The organism is Methylobacterium sp. WL19, from assembly GCF_008040005.1.
GTDB classification, from domain to species: domain Bacteria; phylum Pseudomonadota; class Alphaproteobacteria; order Rhizobiales; family Beijerinckiaceae; genus Methylobacterium; species Methylobacterium bullatum.
On record NZ_VRVC01000205.1, the window covers coordinates 1 to 5,357 of the forward strand.

Here is a 5,357-nt window from a genome sequence, read left to right on the forward strand (position 1 = left end):
CAAGATCAACGAGGCGTTCCTGGCGCTGTGGCTCGAGAGCCATCTCAGCAAGAACGAGATTCTCAAGCTCTATCTCGACCGTGCCTATATGGGCGGCGGGCGTCCCCACCTCCACGGTGCGGAACAGGCCGTTCATGCTGCCGATGACCTCGAACGAGCGCCGCGAGAGCTTACCGGCCGCGCTGGCGGCCGCGTTGGGTGGCGAGGACGACCCCGCCTGCGCCATCGGACGGGTGTTCTCCTTGAGGCCCGGCATCGCCTTCAACTCGATGCCCTGGTGGGCCGTCTCCATCACGTCGTGCCAGGCCATGGCGGGAAGCGAACCGCCGGTCATCTTGTTCGTGGAGGTGGAATCGTCGTTTCCGAACCAGACGGCGCCCACGTAATTGCCGGTATAGGCCACGAACCAGGCGTCCTTGTAGGCGTTGGTCGTCCCGGATTTACCCGCGACCTTGATGCCGTCGAGCTGCGCGCGACGGCCGGTCCCCTCCTCCACCACCTTGTTCAACATGAAGTTCATGTCGGCCACGACCTGGGGCGAGAGGATCTGCTCGGGCTTCTCGTCGGCATGGCGGTAGATCACTTCGCCCGAGGAGTTCTTCACCTCCATGGCCGCATAGGGCTTGGCTTTGCGGCCGCCATTGGCGAACACCGCATAGGCTGCCGCCTGATCGATGACGTTCACCTCCGCCGAGCCTATGGGAAGCGAAACGGAATCGGTGAGCGGGGTGGTGATGCCCATGCGATGGGCCATGTCGATGATCTTGGCGCGCCCGGCCTTGGCGGCGGGGAAGTCGCCCTTGATGCCGATGGCCTTGCCCAACGCGACCGAGATCTGGATCGGGATCGTATTGATGGATTTCGCCACCGCCACGGTGAGGTTGGTGGCGCCGGAGAACGAGCGGCCGTAATTCTGCGGGCACCAGTTCCCGAGGCAGATCGGCCGGTCCACCACCCGGGTGTCGGGCCGGTAGAGGCCGGCGGCGAGGCCCGCCGCATAGACGTAGGGTTTGAACGAGGAGCCCGGCTGGCGCAGGGAATCGGTGGCCCGGTTGAACTGGCTCTCGCCGTAATCGGCCCCGCCGACCATGGCGCGCAGCGCCCCGTCCGGATCGAGGATGACCATGGCGGCCTCGTCCACGTCGTACTGGTCGCCGTACTGGCGCAGGATGTTCTCCACCGCCTGGTCGGCACGTTTCTGGATACCGATATCGAGGGGGGTCTTCACGATCAGCACGCGGTCGCCGCGCAGCTTGCCGGAATCCGCCATGCCCTTGATCTCGCCGAAGGCCCAGTCGAGGTAGTAATCGGCGGTGATGTCGCGGGTGCGGGTCACCGGCGTCGCCGGGTTGCGCAATGCCGTCTGGATCTGGCCTTCGGTGACGAAGCCGGCTTCCACCATGTTGTGCAGCACGTCCACGGCGCGGGCGCGGGCCGCCGGCAGGTTCACATGCGGCGCGTATTTCGTCGGTGCCTTGAACAGGCCGGCCAGCATCGCGGCTTCGGCGAGGCTCACGTCCTTCAGCGGCTTGCCGAAATAGTAATCGGCCGCCGCGACCGCCCCGAAGGTGCCGCCGCCCATATAGGCACGGTCGAGATAGAGCTTGAGAATCTCGTTCTTGCTGAGATGGCTCTCGAGCCACAGCGCCAGGAACGCCTCGTTGATCTTGCGCTCCAGGGAGCGTTCGTTGGTGAGGAACAGGTTCTTGGCGAGCTGCTGGGTGATGGAGGAGCCGCCCTGCGTGTTGCCGCCGCCGCGCGAGTTCGACACGAGCGCGCGCGCCGTGCCGATCGGGTCGATACCCCAATGCTCGTAGAAGCGCCGGTCCTCGGTGGAGACCAGCGCCTTGATCATGCTGTCGGGAAAGTCGTCGAGTTTCAGCGAGTCGTCGTGCTTGATCCCGCGCCGCCCCACCTCGACGCCGTAGCGGTCGAGGAAGGTGACGGCGAGATCCTGCTGCTTCAGCCAATTCTCGCTGGTGAGGTTGAAGGCGGGCTGCGCGAGGGCCAGCATCAGCACGGCGCCGCCGGTGCCGAGCGTCACCCCCTCGCTGGTGAGGTCGAGGGCGACGCGCTTCCAGCCGCGCACCGAGAAGACCTGCATGCGCTGCTGGAAACGCTCGTAGATCTCGGCGGTGGAGCGGCCGCTGTCGTACAGGCTCGCATTCACCCAGGCGTCGAAGCCGAGGGCGGCGCGTTTCAGGCGCGTCAGGAGCGAGGTGGCTTTGGGCAGGCGCACGACGTGATCTCTGTCCCTCAACGCACGGCCGGCACCGCTCACCGATGCCGCAGGTCAAGCACTACCAAGCTCCGCGCGTCTTCGCGAGGCCCGGCAAAGCACATCGTCCGCCCTTCCGCGGGGGCGGCACGGCCGGCTTCCCATCATAATGCGTCGGACAGCGAAAACGTCGCGACGTCGGCGAGAATAACCCTTCGTCAACCTTGATCCGGGAATGGGGCGCGGAGGTGGCGCGGCTTGCCGATCAGGCCCACATGCGTCAAGGAGCCTGCGCGCTCCGCCCTCCCGTTCCGAACCCCGAAGGTGCTCCCGATGAGGGACCGCACATCCCCCCTCCTTGCCCCGGACGCGGTGGCGCCCGAGCCATCGAAGCCGTTCTGGCGGGAGAAGACCCTCGACGAGATGTCGTCGTCCGAGTGGGAGAGCCTGTGCGACGGCTGCGGCCGGTGCTGCCTGCTCAAGCTCGAGGATGACGATACCGGCGAGGTCTACCACACCGATGTCGGCTGCACCCTCCTCGACGGGCTCGCCTGCAACTGCCGCGATTACGTCAACCGCCAGAGACGGGTGCCCGATTGCGTCCGCCTGACGCCGGAGGCGGTCCGCACCATCCCCTGGCTGCCGCCGACCTGCGCCTATCGCCTCGTGCGCGACGGGCAGGATCTCTATCCGTGGCATCCCCTCGTCTCAGGCCGCCAGGCCAGCGTCCACGAAGCCGGCATCTCGGTGCGCGGCCGGATCTCGGGCAACGAAGAGGAGTTCACCACCGACGAACTCCTCGACCAGATCGTCACCTGGCCCGGCCGCACCCCGGAGACCGAGGACGAGGATTAGGCGCCGCGAAGGCGCCTCACGGATCGAGGCGGAAGCGGTCCACGTCGCGCAGAAGTTCGAGGAAGGCTCTCGCACCGTGGTCGAGGGCCGCGAGGCCGGCCTCGCGCGTGCCGAGCGTCGCGTTGCCGATGGCGCCCGAAGGGTGAAGGTCCTGCGACTTCCAGGCGAAGGCCGCCGGGCGGCCGGCGCGCAGATGGGTGAAGTCTCGCTCCATCGCCACCGTGCGGGGCTCGAAATCGGCGACGGCCGGACGGCGCACCGCATCGGGCTTCAGCGCCAGCATCAGCGCCGTCTCGACGGCGCCGGCATGGATGCCATGTCTGATTTCGTCGTCGGGAAAGAGGCCCGGCGGGTAGCCGAACCGGCTCCAGGCCGTGGTGACGGCGAGCATGCCTAGACTGCGCAGGTCGCTCGCCACGAGATCGATGAGCCCGCTATTGCCACCATGGGAGGTGACGATGACGAGCTTGCCGCATCCGGCGCGATGGAGGCTGTGGCCGATCTCGCCCCACGCCCGCAGGGCCGTCTCGGCCGTGAGGGTCAGGGTACCGGGGAAGGCGTCGTGCTCATCCGACTTGCCGATGCTCTGGACCGGCAGGACGAGGATATCGAGGTCGCCCGCGTCGAGTTCGGCCAGCCGGGCAAGATAGCCCTCGGCGATGGTGACGTCGGTGGAGAGCGGCAGATGGTGCCCGTGCTGCTCCACCGCAGCCACGGGGAGGATAGCGATAGAGCGGCCGATCACGGACGCGATTTCCCCGCTCGTGAGATCGAACCAGTTCCGAACCGCCATGCCACCGTGCCCCTCGCGGCCCCATGCCGCGAGACATGTGTCTATGCCGGATGGACCTTCACAAGAAGGCCCATCCGAGGGTCGGCTCAGCGGCGCGAAGGGCGCAGAAGCCATCCGAGGCCGAAGGCGGCAGCTGCCACGATGGCGAGCGTGACGGCCTTGTTCTCGTCGGCACGGGCGGCGACGGCCCGACCCTGGCGCACGGCTTCGCCCCGGTAATGGCGGCCGCGGCGCTGGGCCTCGTCGGCCAGGGCATAGCCACGGTCGGCGATGGCATGGCCGCGCTGTTGCGCTTCGTCGGCCAGGGAGTGGGCGCGGGCGCTGGCCTCATCGATGAAGCGCTCGCCGTCGCGGCGCAAATCGTTCACCGTGTCGCGGGCTTCGCCATAGGCATACTGGGCCGCACCGGCGGCCTGATCGTAGGCGCCCTCGACCTGCTGGCGCGCACGGCCCGTCACGGCGCCGAGCGCCGTCTTGCCCCGGCCCTGCAGATTGCGGACGCCGCCGTCGAAATGATCTCTGTTCATGGACACATCTCCATTCGCGAGGGGAAGATGGGCGGGGAGCCCGATCCGCCCTGTCGGAGCACCGTCCCGGATACGCATCCGCGACGATGCTCGAAGCGATTGTTCGTCGTCGAGCTTCAAGGAAGGAGCCGTCAGCCTCCCGTCGGGGCACGCCCGGACATCGGGAGACGCTGGAGAGGACCTGCATCGCCCCCGCGACGGCTCCGACCGGATGGTCAGATCTTCTTGACGGCGTCGGCGGCGCTCTGAGCCGCGCCCTTGATCCCGTCCTTGGCATCACCCACGGTCTTCTGGGCCTCGCCCTTGAGCTCCTGCGCCTTGCCTTCGGCCTGCAGTTTCTCGTTGCCCGTGACCGAGCCGACGCCCTGCTTGATGTTGCCGACGGCTTCGTTGGCGAGACCCTTGATCTTGTCGGTGGTGCTGCTCATCGAAATGATCCTCATGATCGCGTGGGAGGCCGGGACACGGCATGCGCCGGGCACCGCGAAGTCGAAAGCCGAACGATAACAATTGCTGAAATGTTCCGATCCGAGGCCGTGGAATTGTACGATTCCCGACCGATCCGGGTGAGGAACTCCGCATCGCAGCACTGGTGTGAAGTTAAAGGCCTCGGCAGCAAGAGTTTGAATTTTTTATACGCGTGATCCAAATTTTTTGTTTCGGCTTGCGGCGCCATTGCCAGCAAAGTTTCTTGAATTCAAAATATTCCCGGCTAGAACTCCGCAAACAACAGACGAGACACCGAGGAAGACGGTCATGACCGTTCGCGCCGCCACCCCACGTTCGGGCGGGACCGCCCAACCGACCCTGGGCACGGCGTCCGCACCGCCCTTCGGGCGCTGGGGTCAGCTGGTGATCGGCGTGATCTGCATGGTGATGATCGCCAACCTGCAATACGGCTGGACGTTCTTCGTCCCCGACATCCAGAAGAAGTTCGGCTTCGACCGGGCGGCGATCCAGTGGG

Annotated in this window: 4 protein-coding genes and 2 pseudogenes; 2 read left to right on the forward strand and 4 right to left on the reverse strand. The window is 66.5% G+C overall.

What is annotated here, in order from left to right; translation table 11 throughout:
- Window positions 1-109: 109 nt before the first annotated feature.
- Window positions 110-2,239 (reverse strand): annotated as a pseudogene (locus tag FV220_RS23875) (PBP1A family penicillin-binding protein); the annotation flags it as partial.
- 312 nt (window positions 2,240-2,551) lie between these two features.
- Here FV220_RS23875 and FV220_RS23880 point away from each other — a divergent pair.
- Entirely contained in the window at window positions 2,552-3,073 is a 522-nt protein-coding gene (locus tag FV220_RS23880) for a YcgN family cysteine cluster protein (protein WP_056143119.1), read from the forward strand.
- A 16-nt stretch (window positions 3,074-3,089) separates the two neighbouring features.
- Here the strand turns inward: FV220_RS23880 and FV220_RS23885 are convergent, their stop codons facing one another.
- The 3 genes from FV220_RS23885 to FV220_RS23895 form a co-directional block, all read right to left on the reverse strand.
- Window positions 3,090-3,866, reverse strand: a complete 777-nt coding sequence (locus tag FV220_RS23885; protein WP_147833464.1) for a creatininase family protein — start codon at window positions 3,864-3,866, stop codon at window positions 3,090-3,092.
- An 86-nt stretch (window positions 3,867-3,952) separates the two neighbouring features.
- Window positions 3,953-4,393 carry a CsbD family protein gene (locus FV220_RS23890; RefSeq protein ID WP_147833465.1) on the reverse strand — a complete coding sequence of 147 codons (441 nt, stop codon included), beginning with the start codon at window positions 4,391-4,393 and terminating at the stop codon, window positions 3,953-3,955.
- Between the two features lie 215 nt (window positions 4,394-4,608).
- Window positions 4,609-4,821 (reverse strand): CsbD family protein, encoded by a 213-nt coding sequence (locus FV220_RS23895; RefSeq protein WP_018045822.1) that lies wholly within the window; start codon window positions 4,819-4,821, stop codon window positions 4,609-4,611.
- Between the two features lie 328 nt (window positions 4,822-5,149).
- Between FV220_RS23895 and FV220_RS23900 the strand changes: the two are divergent.
- Window positions 5,150-5,357: pseudogene (locus tag FV220_RS23900) on the forward strand (oxalate/formate MFS antiporter); the annotation flags it as partial.